The organism is Micromonospora sp. CNZ286 (assembly GCF_014207755.1).
The window spans coordinates 56,600-69,952 of sequence record NZ_JACHIZ010000001.1 but is presented as its reverse complement, the minus strand read 5'-3'; the positions used below and the strand labels follow the sequence as shown (position 1 = coordinate 69,952).

Genomic DNA, 13,353 nt, shown 5'->3' with positions numbered 1-13,353 from the left:
CCAGTGGGTACGACACGGGTGGCGGTGCTCGGCCGGGGGCTCGTACCGGCCGGTGAGCCGGTGCTGCGCGGCGACGACCGGGGCGTCCTGCACGGCGACGGCCTGTTCGAGACGCTGCACCTGCGCGACGGCCGCCCCTGGCTGCGCGACGCCCATCTGGCCCGGCTGCGGGCCGGTGCGGCGGCGATCGACCTGCCGCTGCCCCCTGATGCCGCGCTCGTCGAGCTGCTGGACGCGGTGTGCGCCGGCTGGCCCGCCCGGACCGAGGGCGCGTTGCGGCTGGTCTGTACGCGGGGACCGGAGGGCGGTGGGCCGCCCACGGTGTACGCGACGCTCGGCGAGGTGCCTGCGTCCGCCCGACTGGCCCGGCGGGACGGGGTGACTGTGGCCACGCTGCCGCTCGGGGTGGCCGCCCGGTCCCGCCCGGAACTGGGGTGGCTGCCGAGCGGCGTGAAGTCCACCTCGTACGCGCTCAGCACCGCCGCCCGGCGGTGGGCGCAGCGGACGGGCGTGGACGACGTGCTCTGGGTCTCGACCGACGGCTACGTGTTGGAGGGGCCCACCGCGAACGTGGTGTGGCTGAGTGGCGGCCGTCTCCTCACGGTGCCGGCGGCACCGACCGGAATCCTGCCCGGCGTGACCGCCGGCCATCTGCTGGAACGCGCCGGAGAGCTGGGCCTGACCGCAGACGAGCACCTGCCCACCGTCGCCGACCTGCACGAGGCCGAGGCGATCTGGCTGACCAGCTCGCTGCGCGGCCCGGCAGAGGTCACGGCCTTGAACGGCACCCCCCGCCCGAGTTCCCCCCTAACCCAGCCCATCCAGACCCTCCTGGACTTCCCCCCACCCCCACCCCCACCCCGTTGATCATGAAGTTGGCGGCGACAAATCGGGCAAGGATCGCCGCCAACTTCATGATCGCCGGAGCGAGGAAGGGAACGTCAGCCGGCCACCCGGGTCAGGCGGGCGGAGAGGTGCGGGCTCAGAGGGTGGCCCACGGCGGCCATCTCCTGCGCGTAGAGCAGGGCGCCCTCGACGATGCCGAACAGCCGGGCACCGGCGGTGACCTCCTTCGCCGTGGCGGTACGCACGACCGCGTCGGTGGCGAACTCGATCTGGGTGCCCTTGCGCTTGCCGATGTGCAGCTCCATCACGCCGGTCGGCGTGGTCATCAGCGCCTCCAGCTCGTCGGTCACCCGCTCACCGTCGAGCACCGGACGCCACCAGCCCACCTCACGGCCGGCGGGACGGACCGGGCGGCTCTGCTCGTCCAGGATCCACGCCCGGGACTCGTAGAACAGGAACGGCCGGCCGTCGTGGCTGATCCGGATCTCCTGCGCGTAGTCGAAGTCCTCGATCGTCGGGAACCCACCCCGGCCCCGGCCGCGCCAGACCCCGATGTACGGCAGCAGGCCGTCCAGGCTCGGGTGCAGCTTCGGGCCGACGCGCAGGTCGTGGCTCTCCTCGTACGGGTACGGGTCGACCGGCGGCGCGTTCAACCACGGCGGCTGAAGCGGATTCTCACTCACAGATTCACCACTTACCTCTAGCGATTCGCACTGCGACATAGACCAGGCCACCGGCGAGCGCGCCCAGGCCGGCGACCAGCAGGCTGACGAACCCGATCTCGGTAACCATCCGGGCCATCCTATGCTGGCGTCATGGCGCGCACTCTCGTCGTCAAGGCCACCGCCGGCGCGGACTCCCCGGAACGCTGCGCACAGGCGTTCACAGTCGCCTCCACCGCAGCCGCGGCCGGGGTGGACGTGTCGCTCTGGCTCACCGGCGAGTCCACCTGGTTCGCGCTCCCCGGGCGGGCGGAGACGTTCGAGCTGCCGCACTCCGCGCCGCTCGGCGAACTGCTGCACGTGGTCCTGACCACGGGCCGGGTGACCGCCTGCACCCAGTGCGCGGCCCGGCGGGACATCGGCCCGGGCGACGTCATCCCCGGCGTACGCATCGCGGGTGCCGCGGTGTTCGTCGAGGAAGCGATGGCCGACGGCGCGCAGGCGCTGGTCTACTGAGCAACCCGCACGGGCTGTCCACTCTGCCCGGTGCGCCGATCCTGGCCCGACATGTCTGGATTGCGCCTACCATGTGAACGTGAGTGAGGCCATCCGACAGTTCTTCGCGTCGCTGCCGGCGCGCGCCGCGTCAGTGCTGAACAGCCCGATCGGCGGCACGCTCCAGATCGACCTGGCCGACGGCAACCGCACCGAACACTGGTACGTGACGCTGGCCCCCGGATCGGCCCAGGTGACCCAGGAGGAGCAGCGGCAGGCCGACGGCGTGCTCACGCTCTCCAGCGAACTGTTCGAGAAACTGGTCACCGGCCGGGAGGCCGGCATGGCCGCGGTGCTGCGCAACGAGGCCACGTTCAGCGGGCACGTCGTGCTGTTCCTGGCGTTCCGCCGGTTCCTGCCGGCCCGGCCCGACGTACGGGATCCGCGGGACGCCGCCCGCGAACACGTCCGGCGGCTGGCGTGAAGGACCGGGTCAGCATCCTCGACGGCAACACGTTCCTGGTCAGCGACGATCGCGGCAACATCCAGCCGTCGTACGACTTCCCCACCGGGCTGTTCTCCTTCGACACCCGGTTCCTGTCCACCTGGATCCTCACCCTCGACGGGGAACCCCTGCACGCGCTCTCCATCGACGACTCGCTGTCGTACAAGACGCGGTTCTTCCTGGTCCCCGGCGAGCCGACGCACTACCTGGACGCGAAGGTCTCGGTCATCCGCAGCCGCGCGATCGGCGGCAGCCTGGACGAGGAACTGACCCTGCTCAACCACTCCGAGCAGGAGACGGAGTTCCGGCTCCGGCTGGAGATCGGGTCCGACTTCGCCGACCTCCTGGAGATCAAGAACCAGCGCGACAAGAAGGGACACACGCTGCCCACGGTGGAGACGAACGCGCTGCGGCTGACCTACCGCCGGCAGGCGTTCCACCGCGAGACGCTGGTGACCAGCAGCGCGCCGGCCGAGGTCGACGAGAGCGGGATGACGTTCCGGGTCCGGGTCGGCCCGCACGGCGAGTGGACCAACCGGCTGCACGTCGACACGGTCATCTACGGCGCCCGGGGCGAGGACATCCGGGCCATCCTGCCGCTGGGCGGCCAGCGCACGGCGGCCGACATCGAGGCGGAGCAGAGCGAGCTGATCAGCCGCGCGCCGAAGCTGGGCTGCGACTGCGAGCCGCTGGCCGGGGCGTACCGGCGCAGCCTCAACGACCTGGCCGCCCTCCGGTACGAGTCGATCACGCTCGGCGTCCGGCTGCTCGCCGCCGGCCTGCCCTGGTTCATGACACTGTTCGGCCGGGACAGCATCTTCACCTCGCTCCAGGTGCTGCCGTTCCTGCCCGAGCTGGTCAAGCCCACGATCGTCATGCTCGCCGGACTCCAGGGCAGCCGGGTCGACGACTTCCGGGACGAGGAGCCCGGCAAGATCCTGCACGAGCTGCGCTACGGCGAGACCGCCGGCTTCGAGGAGCAGCCGCACTCGCCGTACTACGGCGCCGCCGACACCACGGCGCTGTTCGTGATCCTGCTCGACGAGTACGAGCGGTGGACCGGCGACGCCGACCTGGTGCGCAAGCTGGAGCACGAGACGCGGGCGGCGCTGACCTGGCTGGACACGTACGGCGACCTGCTCGGCACCGGTTACGTCTGGTACATGTCGCGGAACCCGGAGACCGGCCTGCCGAACCAGTGCTGGAAGGACTCGCCGGACGCCATCTCCTACGCCGACGGGCGGATGCCCGAGTTCCCCCGGGCCACGTGCGAACTCCAGGGGTACGCGTACGACGCGAAGCTGCGCGGCGCCCGTCTGGCCCGCACGTACTGGAACGACCCGACGTACGCCGACCGGCTGGAACACGAGGCGGCGGCGCTGAAGGAACGGTTCAACCGCGACTTCTGGATCGCGGACCGCGAGTACTACGCGCTGGCGCTCGACCCGCTGGGCCGCCAGGTGGACGCGCTCACCTCCAACATCGGTCACCTGCTGTGGAGCGGCATCGTCGACGAGGCCCGCGCCCCCGCCGTCGCCGCCCATCTGCTCGGCCCACGCCTGTTCTCCGGGTGGGGTGTGCGGACCCTCGCCGACGACCAGGGCCGGTACAACCCGGTCGGCTACCACGTGGGAACGGTGTGGCCGTTCGACAACTCGATCATCGCCTGGGGCCTGTGGCGGTACGGCTTCCGCCAGCAGGCCGGCCGGATCTGCGACGCTCTGCTCAGCGCGTCGCACTACTTCGGCGGGCGGCTGCCCGAGGTGTTCGCCGGCTACGAGCGCGGCCTCACCGACTACCCGGTGGAGTACCCCACGGCGTGCAGCCCGCAGGCGTGGTCCGCCGGCACGCCGCTGCTGCTGCTACGGGTGATCCTGGGACTGGAACCGCAGGGCGATCACCTGATCATCGACCCGGCCGTGCCACCCGGGATGGGCCGGGTGGAACTGCTCGACATCCCGGGCCGCTGGGGCCGGGTGGACGCGCTGGGCCGCAGCCGGGAGCCGCACGAGGAACAGCCGTCGCCACCGGCGCTCACCCTGCCCGGCGGCTGACGTCAGGCCCGGCAGGGCGTGGTGACCGCCACCCGGACCCGCTCACCGGCCCGCAGCGCCAGCACCGCCGGGTCGCCCGGGCGTGCGTACGCGTCGGCCGAGTCCACCACCGGCGCGGCGCCGACGCCGAACGCGGCGGCCAGCGACTGGTCGGCCGGCACTGCGGCCTCGGACCGGGCCGTGCGGGCGGTCCCGCCACCCGGGCACGGCGCGGCCAGCACCTGGACCGGCCCGGTCGCGCCGCCCCACCGGCCCAGCGCCGACGCCAGCACGGCCGACTCGGCGGCGGCGTCGGCGGACGGGGCCCGGTAGCCGGAGCCCGCCGGGCGGCAACCGGTGTCGGCGGTGAGCAGCACCCGGCCCGGGCCACCGGCCCGGCCCTCGACCGCGACGAAATCGCCCGCGTCGGCGCGCAGCAGCGGTTCGCCGTCGAGCGTCGACACGCCGGCCCGCCAGCCCGACGGCAGCCGGTCGGCGATGCCGCGCAGCACCTCGCGTACGTCGTCGCCGCCGATCGCCACCTCGACGCCGCGCTCCAGCGTCGCGCCGTCGTCCATCGGCGTGATCCGGCAGCCGCGCTCCAGCCGGTCCGGCAGGAGCGCCGGTACGCCCGCGGCGCCGACCGCGGCGGTCAGCTCGCCGATCGCCCGGTCCACCACCGGGCCGGCCTGGTCCAGCGACCGCTGCTCCTTCACCGTCGGCGCGTCGGTGCGCACCGACCACCAGGTCAGACCCGCGAGCAGCACGGCCCACACCACGGTGGCGACCGTCAGCCAGCGCAGCCGGCGTCGGCCGCCGGGGCCGGGCCGGCCGGGCGGGGTGGGCGGGGCGTAGCCCGTCTCGACGGCAGTCACCCGGCCATGGTGTCACGGACGGGCGAGCCGCCCGGCCGCGCCTCGGCACCTCGCTCAGACCGGCTCCGACCGGCGGGACAGCAGCCACAGCAGGTAGAAGGGGCGCTGTCGCAGCTCGCCGCGACGGTCGGCGTACTGGTCGGCGGCGAGCACGGCGGAGAAGAACCCGCCCGCGCCCAGCATGCCGAGCACCGGCGCCAGATGGGTGCCCTCGACCGCCACCAGCGTCGCCGCGACAGTCGCCACCGCCGCCCCTGTGGCCTGCACGGCCGAGCGCCGGGCCACCCGGGCGACCTCGGCCCGGGCCGCCCGCACCCCCTCCTGGATCTCCGCGTCGAGCTTCACGAGCTGTACCAGCGCGCGGTCCGGGTCGGTGTCGACCTCCAGCATCCGGCCTCGCAGGTACGCCTGGGTCGCGGCGAGCGCGTCGCCCTCCTGGGTCAGGATGGCGCAGTAGTCCCGCAGCGACGTGCCCTCCAGCATCGGCAGGTCGAGCTGGAGCAGCGGGGTGACCAGCCGCGCCTTCACCGGATCCCCGCTCGGCACGTCGACGACCCGATGCCCCTTGACGATCAGGTCGAGCGTGCGGTCCGGGTTGTCGCCCAGCTCGATCCGGCCTGATGTGTCGAACAGCGACGAGGTGGACTGTGCGTCCGGCGCGCGCGACTCCAGGTGGCTGCGGCGGAAGGTCTGCGGGAAGTAGACGAGCTGGCCCAACTCCAGCAGCGGCGCGCAGTCCCGCAGGTACGCGCCGAGGCGGCCCAGGTCGTCGCACTCGGCGAAGAGCTCGTCGATCCGGATGTCCCCGTACCGGCAGTCCCGGCCGCAGCGGTCCGGGTCCTCGCCGCACACCTTGCAGATCTCCCGGTGGGCGAGGTAGCAGTGCTCGCCGCCCGGCTGGGACAGGACCAGCTTGGCCGTGACGAGCGTGGCCCGCTTGGTGAGGAACGACAGATCGGTGTCGAGGCTGGCCACCGAGACGTCGAACGGGCGCCGCCGGCCGGACGCGTCGGTGCGCTGGAGTTCGCGGACGACCTCCTCGCCCCGGTTGCCGTCGATGAAGTCGATCAGATAGCGGCGGGCGTGGGCAGCGGCGTCGTCGAGCACCTGATCCCCCTCCGGCGCGTCCGGGGCGCACCGCCGTCCAGCCTGCCAGCCACGGGCGAGCCGCACAGTCGCCGGAACGGCTCGTGGCCCGCCACCCGGGTGGGCGGCGGGCCACGATCAGAGCGTGGGTCAGGCGGCGACCGAGACGGTCACCTCGTTGATCCCGCGGGCCGCGGACACGGCGGTGTCGCCGTTGCCGTGGCGGGACAGCGCGCGCAGAGTCCAGGAGCCCGGCGCGGCGAAGAACCGGAACTGTCCGGCCGCCGACGTCACCACCTCGGCGGTGAACTCGCCCGTCGAGTCGAGCAGGCGCACGTACGCGCCCGGCACGACCTCACCGGACTCGGCCAGCACGCGGCCGGTGATGACGGTCTCCTTCTCCAGGTCCAGGCTCGCCGGGAGGGGGGCGGACTGGTCCGGCGCGGCGCAGCCGGCGGCAGCCGTCGAGGCGGCGGAGGCGGCGGTCATCAGGCCTCCCCGGGCTCGTCGCCGAGCGCCACCGGCACGCCGACGAGCGAGCCGTACTCGGTCCAGGAACCGTCGTAGTTCTTCACGTTGCGGTGCCCGAGCAGCTCCTGGAGCACGAACCAGCTGTGCGAGGAGCGCTCGCCGATCCGGCAGTACGCGATCGTCTCCTTGCCGTCGTCCAGCCCGGCGTCGGCGTAGATCTTGCGCAGCTCGTCGTCGGACTTGAACGTGCCGTCCTCGTTGGCCGCCTTGGACCACGGGACGCTGATCGCGGTCGGGATGTGGCCGGCCCGCTGCGCCTGCTCCTGCGGCAGGTGGGCGGGGGCGAGCAGCCGGCCGGCGAACTCGTCGGGGCTGCGCACGTCGACCAGGTTCTTGGTGCCGATCGCGTCGACCACCTCGTCGCGGAACGCGCGGATCGAGGTGTCCGGCTCCTGCGCGACGTACTGCGTCTTCGGCCGCTCCACCACGTCGGTGACGAGCGGACGGGCGTCCAGCTCCCACTTCTTGCGGCCGCCGTCGAGCAGCTTCACGTCGCCGTGGCCGTAGAGCTTGAAGTACCAGTACGCGTACGCGGCGAACCAGTTGTTGTTGCCGCCGTACAGGATCACGGTGTCGTCGTTGGCGATGCCCCGGTCGGACAGCAGCGCCTCGAACTGGCTCTTGTTGACGAAGTCCCGGCGGACCTGGTCCTGCAGGTCGGTGCGCCAGTCGAGCTTGACGGCGCCGGCGATGTGCCCGGTGTCGTAGGCCGAGGTGTCCTCGTCGACCTCGACGAAGACGACGCCCGGGGCGCCGAGGTTCTTCTCGGCCCACTCGGCCGAGACGAGTGCGGTGTCGCGACTCATCAGATCACTCCCTGGTGAGGATGGTTTGGTGAGCCTGCGCGTGGAGATCGATGTCGATGGTTGTCGCACCACACGCGGACCCTGAGCTAGGAACGGATCACGGGTACGTGCGACGGCGCCGCTGCCGGGCGTTGAGGAGGGGGAACCGGGAAAGGTTCGTGGACCCTGGGTGGCCGCCGTTCAGGCGGCCGGAGACAGCCCCGCCGTCAGATGACGGGGCGACACAGGCAGGTGGCCACGCGGCACAGGTCGACCGCGCGCCGTTTGGTGAGGAGGGTCCCCATGGGCAGGGAGATTACCAGCCGAGGCGACAGCTGCCACCAGGCCGACCAGCATCCGGGACGGCAGGCCCGCTCCCCGGACCGGCCGTGTGCGGCTTTCAGCCGGCTGAATTGATGGGCACGTTCGCCGCGTCCGCCGTGACCACCAGGCCCTCCGGCTTCGGCTCCACCTTGCGCAGGTTGAGCTGGAACGGCAGCTCCGGCAGCGGCACGTCGATCGAGATGCCCTGCGCATACCGGGTCAGCGCGGCCCGCGCCAGCGGCACGTTCGGCAGGCCCTCGGCGGTGAGGTCGTTGAAGCGCAGCGCCACCTTGTTGCCGGCCACCGTGACGTCGGCGGTGCCGTTGACGGTGAGCTTGATGCCGAGGACGTCCACCGGCGCGGTGACGGCGAGCTTGCCGTTGCGCTCGCCCAGCGTCAGCCCGGGCCGGTCCAGCAGCTTGGCCAGGCTCTCGTAGGTGACGGTGCCCCGCCCGTCGACGCTCTCGGCCACCACGTCGCCCCGGCCGGAGCGCAGCGTGTCCAGCGAGGCGGTCACGTTGCGCGCGTCCACGTCGAGCTTCGGCACCTCGACCGCGTCGCCCTGCACGTCGCCGCGCACGTCGGTGAGCTGGATCGAGATGCGCTCGTACCGGCCGTCGAGCACCTGGGTGAGGAACGGGAAGCCACCCACCTCGACCTGCGGCGCGGCGGACTGCGCGTCCTGCTTGGCGATCTCCTGCCGGACCTGGTCGGCGATGGCGCGCTCGGCCACGCCGGCGGCCACCCGGTCGGCGACCACGAGCAGCCCGGCCAGCACCAGCAGCAGGACGAGGAAGCCGATCAGCACCTTCCGGCCCCGTCGCCGGGGTCGGCCCTCCGCCGGATACGCCTCTGCCACGCCGCCTCCAGTCCTCGCCGCCGTCACCGCGCCTCGCGGCGCAACCGTACTTACCCGAGGCGAATCCTCCCCAACCGCGTCACAGGAACAGCACGCACATGGCGTACGCGGCGGGCGCGGCCAGCGCGAACCCGCCCAGCGGTCCCTGCATGTGCCGGGCCACCCACATCGTCGGCGGTTCGCCGGCCATCAGGCGGCCCGCCTCGGCGTACCCCACCGCGAGGTCGGCCAGGACGGCGGTGGCCGCGCTCACCACCCCGACCAGGGCGGCGCTGGTCGGGGTGAAACCGACCAGGTAGCTGCCGAGCACGGCACTGGTGAGGGTGCCGATCATGGCGCCGGCGACCACGCCCGTCGCGCCGCGCGGCACCTGCGGGGCGAGCCGTGGCCACGGCGCGACCGCGTCGGTGAGCCGGGCGACGAGCAGCGCCACCCCGGCGGCGGTGAGGCAGACCGTGATCGCCTGGGTGCCCTTGGGGATCCGGCTGAGCACGATGAGCGTGGCGAAGGCGACCACGCCCACGACGATCAGCAGGGTGCCGCCGAGCGAGTCGGTCACCCGGACCCGGTCCACCCGCCGCACGAGCTGCCCCAGCACGGCCAGCAGGAGCCCGGCTGCGGCGGCGTAGCCGAGCGGGGCCAGGCCGGCGATGTCCGACTGCACGGCGGCGACGTCGGCGATCACCGCCGTCGCGGCGCTGACGAGCGCGACGACGAGCAGTGCGGGCGGTCGCATGGCCATCGTCCAGGCCAGCACGAACAGGAGCTGGACGCCGAAGATGATCGCCGCGAACGGAAGCCGGTGCCCGGGGCCCGAGGTCTGCGCGCCGAGCACCAGGCCGACGCCGAGCAGCGCGGCGAAGCCGGCGACGGTGAGCGCCAGGGGGCGGCGGACCGGGACCGGAGGCACCTCCTCCTCGGGCTCCTCGTCGGACTCGTCGTCGGGACGCCGGCCGGGACCGCCCTTGCGCAGCCGGCGCGGGCCCTTGCGCTCCGGCCGCTCGCCCTCCTCGTCGGCGGGGCCGGTACGCGGGGCGGGCGGGTAGCCACGGGCGGGGCCGGACGGCCCGGCGGACGGGTCGTCGGCCCACGGTTCACGACCGGTGTCGCGCGAGGTGGAGGGAAACACGCCCCGATCGTGCCAGACCCGGGCGGCTCGGCGGAGGTCCCGGTTTCGACGACGTTAAAACCTGCGCCGCGATCGAGGGCAGAAAGGGCAAACGGTAAATCGCGCGAAGGTGACGGCCGGTCCATCGGTTACGCTCAGGCCGTTACCCGCCCGTCGACGACGCCGGGACCCACGCAAGTTCACAGTGCCGCCCGCACCCGGGCGTGTCGCTGGTCGCGCGCGGCCGGAAGGCCGCCGGGACGGAGGTGATCGTGGAGCTCCTGCTGCTCGTGACCGCGCGGGCCGGTGAGCCGTCGGCGGTGTTGCCGGCACTCGACCTGCTGCCGCACTCGGTTCGCACCGCACCCCGCGACGTCCGCACGCTGGTCTCCGGCCCGACCCCGGACGCCGTCCTGGTGGACGCCCGCTCCGAGCTGAGCGAGGCGCGGGCCACCTGCCGGATGCTGCACGCCACCGGGCTCGGCGTACCGCTCGTCGCGGTCGTCACCGAGGCCGGGCTGATCGCGCTCAACGCGGACTGGGGCGTCGACGACGTGATCCTGGCCGGCGCCGGGCCGGCCGAGGTGGAGGCCCGGCTGCGGCTCGCGGTCGGCCGGCTCAGCAACGCCACCGCCGGCGCCGGCGGCTCGATCCGGGCCGGCGAGCTGAACATCGACCCGGACACGTACGCCGCCAAGCTGAAGGGCCGGCCGCTCGACCTCACGTACAAGGAGTTCGAGCTGTTGAAGTTCCTGGCCCAGCACCCGGGGCGGGTGTTCACCCGGGACCAGTTGCTGCGCGAGGTCTGGGGCTACGACTACTTCGGCGGCACCCGGACGGTGGACGTGCACGTGCGGCGGCTGCGCGCCAAGCTCGGCTCGGAGTACGAGTCGATGATCGGAACCGTCCGCCAGGTGGGCTACAAGTTCGTCGTCCCGCCGTCGCGCTCGCTGCCGGAGCCGGAGCCCGCCCCGCTGCCGGTCTGACCGCCCACGCCCCACCCCGCTAGAGGGCACTTTTCTTATATGCCCTTTTTGCCCGATCAGTCAGCCATATTCTGGCTGCCGGAATTGTCGGGTTAAGGGGGCGACGGTGCGTGCGGTGACCACGGGGGCGACGAACGGCCGGTGCCGCTGATGCGGGGCTCCACGCTGCGCGCCGCCGGGCTCGTGACAGTCGTACTGGCCGGCCTGCTCGGATCCGCGTTCGCGCTGGGCCGCAGCCTGGTGCCCGACCCGCATCCGTCGGCCGCCGGAGTCGCCACCACGCTCAACGGGCCGCGCTACGGCGAGCAGCCACCCAGCACCGACTTCCCGGGCGGCACGGCCAGCCCACGGCCGAGCCCCGACGCCGCGCCGGACGCCGCACCGGTCGAGCCCGGCGGCGACGGCCCGTACGGCGCCCTGGTCGCCACCGGCTCGTCCCAGGTCGCGCTCACCTTCGACGACGGCCCCGACCCCCGCTGGACACCGCAGGTACTCGCACTGCTGGCCCAGTACGGCGTACGGGCGACCTTCTGCGTCGTCGGCGAGAACGTCGAGGCCCACCCGGACCTGGTCCGGTCGATCGTGGCCGAGGGCCACACGCTGTGCAACCACTCCTGGAACCACGACGTCAACCTGGGCAAGCGATCCCCGGCGACGATCCGGGCCGACCTGCTGCGCACGAACGACGCGATCCTGGCCGCCGCGCCCGACGCGCGGATCGCGTACTACCGCCAGCCCGGCGGGGCCTGGACGCCGTCCGTCATGTCGGCCTGCGCCGACCTGAGTCTCACCCCGCTGCACTGGAGTGTGGACCCGTCGGACTGGAAGGCGCCGGACGCCACCACCATCGAGGCGATGGTCCGCTCGCAGATGGGGCCCGGCGCGATCGTGCTCATGCACGACGCGGGCGGGGACCGGTCCGGCACCGTCAGCGCGTTGCAGCAACTCCTGCCCGAACTGCTGGCCCGGTTCGAGCTGGAGGCGCTGCCCGTCGGCAGCCCGTGACGAGCGCCACCGATCGCCGTCGTCGTCCGACGGGAACCGCGGCCCGCCGGCCGCTACCGTGACTCAGATGAGCAGCACCGAGCCGACGAGTGGTCCCGGGGCCGACGGGATCGACCGGGCGGACCGGCTGACGCCGGACGGGATCGACCGGGCGGACCGGCTGACGCCGGACGAGGTCGCCGAGGTGCTGGCGCTGGCCCGCGCCGCCGGTGACGCCGACGGCGCCGACCCGCTCGACGAGCACGTGCTGCTGCGGCTGCGCGACCCCGAGGCGCCCGCCGTGCACCTCACCGCCCGGACCACCGAGGGCACCCTCACCGGGTACGCGCACCTCGACACCACCGCCCCGGCCGAGGGAGTCGGCGTGGAGATGGTCGTGCACCCGGCGTACCGGCGGCGTGGCTCCGGCCGGGCGCTGGCCCGTGGCGTGGTGGCCGCCGCGTCCGGACCGCTGCGCGCCTGGGCGCACGGCGACCACCCGTCGGCCGCCGCACTGGCCGTCGACCTGGGCTTCTCCCGGGCGCGGGTGCTCTGGCAGATGCGCCGTCCGCTCACCGCCGAGCTGCCGGCACCGGTCGTACCGGAGGGTGTGACGCTGCGCGCGTTCCGCCCCGGCGAGGACGACGAGGCCTGGCTGGCGGTGAACAACGCCGCCTTCGCCCAGCACCCGGAGCAGGGCAAGTGGACGCTCGACGACCTGCGCGTCCGCATCGCCGAGCCGTGGTTCGACAGGGCCGGATTCCTGCTCGCCGTCGACTCCGCCACCGGGCGGCTGCTCGGCTTCCACTGGACCAAGGTGCACGAGCAGCAGGGCTCGGCCCGCATCGGCGAGGTCTACGTGCTCGGCGTCGACCCGTCCGCGCACCGGGGCGGGCTGGGCCGGGTGCTCACCGCCGCGGGCCTGACCCACCTGCGCGACGAGCGCGGGCTGGACCGGGTGATGCTCTACGTGGACGAGAGCAACACCGCCGCTGTGGCGCTCTACGAGCGGCTGGGCTTCGCGCACTGGTCCGCGCACGTCAACTACCAGCTCGGCTGAGCGCTCGCCGGCCCCGGAAATTCGCCACAAAGGCGATAGCGGGCTGCTAGTTCACGAAATGGACAACCCCTCCTCAGCGTATGGCCACCTCGTCGGCTGAACGTGTTCACCGCGCGTTCACTTACGTCCGGCGAACCGTCCACCTGGCCCTCCTACCTTTCGTGTCAGCCGGTCAGCGCCGGCCCCCGGCACTCCGGGCGACCTGACCAAAGAC

Annotated in this window: 16 protein-coding genes; 7 read left to right on the top strand and 9 right to left on the bottom strand. The window is 73.1% G+C overall.

Features of this window, described 5'->3' with window-relative positions; translation table 11 throughout:
- The first annotated feature begins 3 nt into the window (after positions 1–3).
- The gene (locus FHX31_RS00330) at positions 4–867 is read left to right on the top strand and encodes an aminotransferase class IV (protein ID WP_184974508.1); all 864 of its coding nucleotides are present in this window, start codon (positions 4–6) and stop codon (positions 865–867) included.
- 74 nt (positions 868–941) lie between these two features.
- On the opposite strand, the gene FHX31_RS00325 is transcribed toward FHX31_RS00330, so the two are convergent.
- Together FHX31_RS00325 and mtfM are read right to left on the bottom strand one after the other, a co-directional pair.
- The gene (locus FHX31_RS00325; protein ID WP_049794848.1) at positions 942–1,568 is read right to left on the bottom strand and encodes a heme-binding beta-barrel domain-containing protein; all 627 of its coding nucleotides are present in this window, start codon (positions 1,566–1,568) and stop codon (positions 942–944) included.
- Complete coding sequence (gene mtfM / locus FHX31_RS32495; protein ID WP_013288813.1) at positions 1,534–1,638, bottom strand: small membrane protein MtfM; 105 nt, start codon at positions 1,636–1,638, stop codon at positions 1,534–1,536. The genes FHX31_RS00325 and mtfM overlap by 35 nt, the downstream gene beginning before the upstream one ends.
- A gap of 23 nt (positions 1,639–1,661) precedes the next feature.
- On the opposite strand from mtfM, the gene FHX31_RS00320 reads away from it, so the two are divergent.
- The 3 genes from FHX31_RS00320 (at position 1,662) to FHX31_RS00310 (ending at position 4,562) form a co-directional block, all read left to right on the top strand.
- On the top strand, positions 1,662–2,024 hold the full coding sequence (locus tag FHX31_RS00320) for a DsrE family protein (protein WP_184974504.1): 363 nt from the start codon (positions 1,662–1,664) through the stop codon (positions 2,022–2,024).
- A gap of 73 nt (positions 2,025–2,097) precedes the next feature.
- Positions 2,098–2,487 carry an SCP2 sterol-binding domain-containing protein gene (locus tag FHX31_RS00315; RefSeq protein WP_121686555.1) on the top strand — a complete coding sequence of 130 codons (390 nt, stop codon included), beginning with the start codon at positions 2,098–2,100 and terminating at the stop codon, positions 2,485–2,487.
- Positions 2,484–4,562, top strand: a complete 2,079-nt coding sequence (locus tag FHX31_RS00310) for an amylo-alpha-1,6-glucosidase (protein WP_184974501.1) — start codon at positions 2,484–2,486, stop codon at positions 4,560–4,562. Before FHX31_RS00315 ends, FHX31_RS00310 begins: the two co-directional genes overlap by 4 nt.
- 2 nt (positions 4,563–4,564) lie before the next feature.
- Here FHX31_RS00310 and FHX31_RS00305 read toward each other — a convergent pair whose 3' ends face one another.
- The 7 genes from FHX31_RS00305 to FHX31_RS00280 all read right to left on the bottom strand — a co-directional run bounded on the left by FHX31_RS00305 (position 4,565) and on the right by FHX31_RS00280 (position 10,130).
- A complete protein-coding gene (locus tag FHX31_RS00305; RefSeq protein WP_013475107.1) occupies positions 4,565–5,416 on the bottom strand; it encodes a hypothetical protein in 852 nt (283 codons plus the stop codon).
- A 54-nt stretch (positions 5,417–5,470) separates the two neighbouring features.
- Positions 5,471–6,523, bottom strand: a complete 1,053-nt coding sequence (locus tag FHX31_RS00300) for a hypothetical protein (protein WP_013475106.1) — start codon at positions 6,521–6,523, stop codon at positions 5,471–5,473.
- Between the two features lie 129 nt (positions 6,524–6,652).
- Complete coding sequence (locus tag FHX31_RS00295) at positions 6,653–6,991, bottom strand: DUF1416 domain-containing protein (protein ID WP_013288819.1); 339 nt, start codon at positions 6,989–6,991, stop codon at positions 6,653–6,655.
- Complete coding sequence (locus tag FHX31_RS00290; protein WP_013475105.1) at positions 6,991–7,839, bottom strand: sulfurtransferase; 849 nt, start codon at positions 7,837–7,839, stop codon at positions 6,991–6,993. Before FHX31_RS00290 ends, FHX31_RS00295 begins: the two co-directional genes overlap by 1 nt.
- A 206-nt stretch (positions 7,840–8,045) precedes the next feature.
- A complete protein-coding gene (locus FHX31_RS32490) occupies positions 8,046–8,123 on the bottom strand; it encodes an Ms5788A family Cys-rich leader peptide (RefSeq protein ID WP_311202345.1) in 78 nt (25 codons plus the stop codon).
- Positions 8,124–8,218: 95 nt separating this feature from the next.
- Complete coding sequence (locus tag FHX31_RS00285) at positions 8,219–9,001, bottom strand: LmeA family phospholipid-binding protein (RefSeq protein ID WP_013288821.1); 783 nt, start codon at positions 8,999–9,001, stop codon at positions 8,219–8,221.
- A 79-nt stretch (positions 9,002–9,080) separates the two neighbouring features.
- Entirely contained in the window at positions 9,081–10,130 is a 1,050-nt protein-coding gene (locus FHX31_RS00280; protein ID WP_013288822.1) for a hypothetical protein, read from the bottom strand.
- A 245-nt stretch (positions 10,131–10,375) separates the two neighbouring features.
- On the opposite strand from FHX31_RS00280, the gene FHX31_RS00275 reads away from it, so the two are divergent.
- From FHX31_RS00275 to mshD, 3 genes are all read left to right on the top strand, one after another.
- Entirely contained in the window at positions 10,376–11,095 is a 720-nt protein-coding gene (locus FHX31_RS00275) for a winged helix-turn-helix transcriptional regulator (protein ID WP_176739763.1), read from the top strand.
- A gap of 150 nt (positions 11,096–11,245) precedes the next feature.
- Positions 11,246–12,100, top strand: a complete 855-nt coding sequence (locus tag FHX31_RS00270) for a polysaccharide deacetylase family protein (protein ID WP_184977726.1) — start codon at positions 11,246–11,248, stop codon at positions 12,098–12,100.
- Positions 12,101–12,167: 67 nt separating this feature from the next.
- Complete coding sequence (gene mshD, locus FHX31_RS00265; protein WP_123110807.1) at positions 12,168–13,139, top strand: mycothiol synthase; 972 nt, start codon at positions 12,168–12,170, stop codon at positions 13,137–13,139.
- The last annotated feature ends 214 nt before the right edge of the window (positions 13,140–13,353 follow it).

Excerpts from the sequence above, each read along its gene's own strand:
- FHX31_RS00320 (WP_184974504.1), top strand. The coding sequence starts at position 1,662 with ATGGCGCGCACTCTCGTCGTCAAGGCCACCGCCGGCGCGGACTCCCCG.
- FHX31_RS00325 (WP_049794848.1), bottom strand. The coding sequence starts at position 1,568 with ATGTCGCAGTGCGAATCGCTAGAGGTAAGTGGTGAATCTGTGAGTGAG.
- FHX31_RS00270 (WP_184977726.1), top strand. The coding sequence starts at position 11,246 with ATGCGGGGCTCCACGCTGCGCGCCGCCGGGCTCGTGACAGTCGTACTG.
- FHX31_RS00295 (WP_013288819.1), bottom strand. The coding sequence starts at position 6,991 with ATGACCGCCGCCTCCGCCGCCTCGACGGCTGCCGCCGGCTGCGCCGCG.
- FHX31_RS00290 (WP_013475105.1), bottom strand. The coding sequence starts at position 7,839 with ATGAGTCGCGACACCGCACTCGTCTCGGCCGAGTGGGCCGAGAAGAAC.
- FHX31_RS32490 (WP_311202345.1), bottom strand. The coding sequence starts at position 8,123 with ATGGGGACCCTCCTCACCAAACGGCGCGCGGTCGACCTGTGCCGCGTG.
- mshD (WP_123110807.1), top strand. The coding sequence starts at position 12,168 with ATGAGCAGCACCGAGCCGACGAGTGGTCCCGGGGCCGACGGGATCGAC.
- mtfM (WP_013288813.1), bottom strand. The coding sequence starts at position 1,638 with ATGGTTACCGAGATCGGGTTCGTCAGCCTGCTGGTCGCCGGCCTGGGC.